Consider the following 3115-nt stretch of genomic DNA (forward strand, 5'->3'; position numbering starts at 1 on the left):
CGGTGACTGCCTTGCGCACCATTTCATCGATCTTCGCGCGGCTTTCGGACGATAAGCACACCAGCACTTCCGTGCTTTTCGTCGCATCGCAAATTTGCTTCGGAATAAAAGTCTTGAACTTCGCTTCAGTCAGCAACATGACGAATATGTCCTCGCTCACGATCATGCACGTGGCTGTCTCGTCGGTAAATTGCGGGTTGAAAGTGAAGCCGAGTTCGGTAAAGAACTCGATAGACTTATCGAGATTTTTTACCGGCAGGTTCACGAAAATTTTGGTAGCCATGGGTTTCCTTTTGAAAATGGATTGCGCCGTATCGGCTGGATGGGCCCGTCTTCCGCAGCGCCTCGAAGAACGGGGGCGCTTCGCAGGCGGAGTGTCCGCCTTTCGGTCTCCTGGAACGGCGATCCTATCGGCTCACGAGGTTGAGGATGTTGCCGTCCGGATCCTTGAACCAGGCGACCTTCATGTCCCCGAACACGTGGACATCGCCCTCCAGCTTCATGTCCGGCATGTCGTAGTGCTCGAACTCGACACCCTTGGCCTTCAGCGCGCGCACGATGTCTTCCACCTCATCGCCGACCGCCCACGTCACGGCCGTGGCTTTATTGGTTCCGGCGAATTCGGAACGATAAACGTTGATCGTGGTTTTTCCGCTCTTGAACACGATCAGCTCCTCGCCTTCGGCGCCGGCCTGCTTCAGGCCGAGCGTGTCTTCATAGAATTTCCGGGCAGCTTTCAAATTTTTGACCGCGATGTTCGCGACCGCGTCTCGATTTCCCAACATATCGATCTCCTTCATCTGGTTCGTCGTTCCGGGCGAGCACGGACAAGCACTACGGCCAGGCACTGACAGCCTGAGATCGGCCGCTTTGTAGCTGCCCTTCCCGCAGAAGGGCGCCGAGCTACGCTCATGCGTGATCGCCCGAATCGGTGGCGCAAAGCGGTGATGCCGCGACTACCGCTTCATGGCGATCTGCTCGCGCAGACGCTCCTCCTGCTCCCTGAGTTCGGGCGTGAATTCGGCGCCGAAATCGTCCGCCTCGAACACCTGGCGAATCTCGATCTCGGATTCGTCGCCTGTTGAATTGGGGCAGCGTTTGACCCATTCGATCGCCTCATCCAATGACTCTACCTGCCACAGCCAGAAGCCGGCGATCAGCTCTTTGGTCTCGGTGAACGGCCCGTCGATCACGGTGCGCCTGGCTCCCGAGAATTTGACGCGCGCGCCTTTGGAACTTGGTTGCAGCCCCTCGCCGGCGAGCAGATCGCCGGCTTTCGCCAACTCGTCGTTGTACTTGCCCATCTCGGTCAGCAGCTTCTCCTCCGGCAGAACGCCTGCTTCCGTGTTGTTGTCGGCTTTGACGATAACCATGAATCGCATTGTCATAACTCCTTTAAGGTTACGGATCGCGTTGCGGTTGCCAGCCAGTCTCAATTCTGTTGCTGGCTGAACATTTCCTGCGCCGCCTGCTGTATCTCTTCCGGAGTCAGATCGCGCATGTGCGTGGCGATCGACCAACTATGGCCAAACGGGTCTTCGATCACGCTAAACCGGTCGCCCCAGAACATGTCCTGGAGCGGCATCGTGACGTTTGCCCCGGCGGCGACGGCGCGTTGAAATGCCGCGTCGGCATCTTCGACCTGGAGGTGGATGGTGACGGGCGAGCCTTTGAGCGACTTCGGTCCCAATCCGCCGCACTCGGGGTTTTCATCGGCCAGCATCACGGCTGAATCGCCGATGCGGATGCAGGCATGCATAATCTTTCCCTGCGGGTCTGGCAATCGCATCAGTTCCTCTGCGCCGAACGCCTTTTTGTAGAACGCAATGGCATCGGCGCGCCGGCGCAAGTCAAGTACGGCGTTACCGTGTGCATCCAGTCTGGAACGGGTTTTACCTGCGGCTTGTTCATGGTGTTCTCCTTTGGGTTGGGTGGAGCTTGCTCATCAGGGCAGAATCGCGGGTGGTTTCGACCGGCTGACTCCGCTCCTTCTATAGACGAACGACGCTGCGCGAAATCGACACGTCGAACGATTTTTATGCCGTTTCGGCATCCGACACAGGGCGATCCGCGCTCACGCCACGACCATGACCTTGAATCCGCCGTAGATCATGCGTTTGCCGTCGAAGGGCATGGACTTCGGATCCATCATGTCTTCAAGACGCGGGTCTTTCATCACCTTGGCGTTGACGCTGTCGCGGTGGGCGCGCGACTTGAACACGATCCACGCGAACACCACGGTCTCGTCCGCCTTCAGCTTGACGCTCTGCGGGAACGATGTGAGCTTGCCCGGCTTCACGTCGTCGGCGACGCATTCGAGATACGCGAGTGCGCCGTGCTCTTTCCAGATTTTTCCGGCCTTCTGCGCCATGCGGCGATAGGCGGGCAGGTTTTCCTTGGGTACCGGTAACACGAATCCATCGACGTACTGCATAAGTCCTCCTTGGTTAAGTTGCTGCTGAAAGCGGGGCGGCTTGTTCCGTCAAGCGCTCAAGATGTCCGATTGCCCAGGCGCCTTCGCGTTCAATTGCCTGATGGGGCGCACCTCGATGCTGCCGACACGCGCCGGCGGAATCTTCGCGGCGATCTGGATCGCTTCGTTAAGGTCCGTGGCGTCGATCAGATAAAACCCGGCCAACTGCTCCTTCGTTTCAGCGAAGGGACCGTCGGTGACGGACACCTTGCCGTTGCGGACGCGCACGGTGGTGGCGGTCTGCACGGATTCCAACGCTTCGCCGGCAAGCATGTGCCCGCTTTTCTGAAGCGCTCCGGCATAGGCCAGACACTCGTCGTCCCTGGGGCTTTCGGGCAGGGTGTGCAGCTTTTCTTCGTCGCTATAGACCAGACACAGGTAGTTCATCGCTTCCTCCATTGTGATGAAACGGTGGCGATTCCTGGATAGTCGTTCGGCGCAGCCGGAAATCGACAACGCAGCAACTATTGGGCAAAAATTCGGAAGGTCGATTTGTAGACCTCAGGGAATTTATTCATGGCAGATCGCCAAAAGCGGCTCCTTGGGCTCATTGAGCAGGCGACCGGAAAGGCAGCGTACGTTGGAGATATTCAGGAGGAAGGCGTGGACGCGGAGGCGGATGAGGATGAGCTTGAGGCAGAA

General features: G+C 58.2%; 5 protein-coding genes and 1 pseudogene. All 6 read right to left on the reverse strand.

Annotated elements, in window-relative coordinates; translation table 11 throughout:
- Positions 1 to 283 (reverse strand): glyoxalase/bleomycin resistance/extradiol dioxygenase family protein (locus H0V78_05655; protein MBA2351275.1); only part of this gene is annotated, 283 nt, incomplete at its 3' end.
- Positions 284 to 407: 124 nt separating this feature from the next.
- The gene (locus tag H0V78_05660) at positions 408 to 785 is read right to left on the reverse strand and encodes a VOC family protein (GenBank protein MBA2351276.1); all 378 of its coding nucleotides are present in this window, start codon (positions 783 to 785) and stop codon (positions 408 to 410) included.
- Positions 786 to 956: 171 nt separating this feature from the next.
- Positions 957 to 1382 (reverse strand): YciI family protein, encoded by a 426-nt coding sequence (locus H0V78_05665; protein ID MBA2351277.1) that lies wholly within the window; start codon positions 1380 to 1382, stop codon positions 957 to 959.
- A 50-nt stretch (positions 1383 to 1432) separates the two neighbouring features.
- Positions 1433 to 1911 (reverse strand): annotated as a pseudogene (locus H0V78_05670) (VOC family protein).
- Between the two features lie 163 nt (positions 1912 to 2074).
- On the reverse strand, positions 2075 to 2434 hold the full coding sequence (locus H0V78_05675; protein MBA2351278.1) for a DUF1428 domain-containing protein: 360 nt from the start codon (positions 2432 to 2434) through the stop codon (positions 2075 to 2077).
- A gap of 48 nt (positions 2435 to 2482) precedes the next feature.
- Positions 2483 to 2860 carry a YciI family protein gene (locus H0V78_05680; GenBank protein ID MBA2351279.1) on the reverse strand — a complete coding sequence of 126 codons (378 nt, stop codon included), beginning with the start codon at positions 2858 to 2860 and terminating at the stop codon, positions 2483 to 2485.
- Positions 2861 to 3115 lie beyond the last annotated feature (255 nt).

It is taken from the genome of Burkholderiales bacterium, assembly GCA_013695435.1.
Taxonomy (GTDB): domain Bacteria; phylum Pseudomonadota; class Gammaproteobacteria; order Burkholderiales; family JACMKV01; genus JACMKV01.

Bases quoted from the DNA above. Each gene is read 5' to 3' on its own strand.
- H0V78_05660 (MBA2351276.1), bottom strand. From the start codon at position 785: ATGTTGGGAAATCGAGACGCGGTCGCGAACATCGCGGTCAAAAATTTG.
- H0V78_05665 (MBA2351277.1), bottom strand. From the start codon at position 1,382: ATGCGATTCATGGTTATCGTCAAAGCCGACAACAACACGGAAGCAGGC.
- H0V78_05675 (MBA2351278.1), bottom strand. From the start codon at position 2,434: ATGCAGTACGTCGATGGATTCGTGTTACCGGTACCCAAGGAAAACCTG.
- H0V78_05680 (MBA2351279.1), bottom strand. From the start codon at position 2,860: ATGAACTACCTGTGTCTGGTCTATAGCGACGAAGAAAAGCTGCACACC.